Source organism: Rhizobium sp. BR 315 (assembly GCF_050577975.1).
Classification (GTDB): domain Bacteria; phylum Pseudomonadota; class Alphaproteobacteria; order Rhizobiales; family Rhizobiaceae; genus Rhizobium; species Rhizobium miluonense.
Genome location: NZ_JARWKZ010000178.1, coordinates 1 through 558, shown reverse-complemented (window position 1 = coordinate 558; position 558 = coordinate 1). Strand labels below are relative to the sequence as shown.

Annotated in this window: 1 protein-coding gene; it reads left to right on the top strand. The window is 35.3% G+C overall.

The window, feature by feature from the left end:
- On the top strand, nucleotides 1-558 hold a 558-nt coding region (locus QD409_RS35635; RefSeq protein WP_430765068.1), incomplete at both ends, for an RNA ligase family protein.

Genomic DNA, 558 nt, shown 5'->3' with positions numbered 1-558 from the left:
ATGTTATTAGAGCGAATTACCGTTGGAGATTTACAAACGGTTGAATATAAAAATAATCAAGATTACTATACAGAACTTAAACTAGATGGAATTAGGCTCCTACTTACAAAGTTTAGTGGGAAGATCCGTTTATATACTAGGCACGGGAATGAATGCACTTCAACTTTTCAGGAGCTGACTAATTTCCCTATTCCAGATGGTACTATTTTAGATGGAGAAGTAATTGTAACAAAGGACGGAGTTCCTTGTTTCGAGTCAATTATGGAACGCTTTATGTCTTCCAAAAACAAAAATCCCATTCAGTATGGTGTTTTTGATATACTCTATTGCAATAATGTTGATATCATGAACCTTCCTTTATCAGAGAGGAAACAAATGCTAAAAAACATTTTACCTAATGGAAATACAACCATATTTCCAGTTCCTTACTTAGAGGGAAGAGCGGAGGATTACTTCACTCAGGTAGTTGAGAATGATCTTGAGGGTATTGTTATTAAAAAGGCAGACAGCCGTTATAGTAAGAATAAGCGCTCTGATGCCTGGCTAAAAGTAATTAAC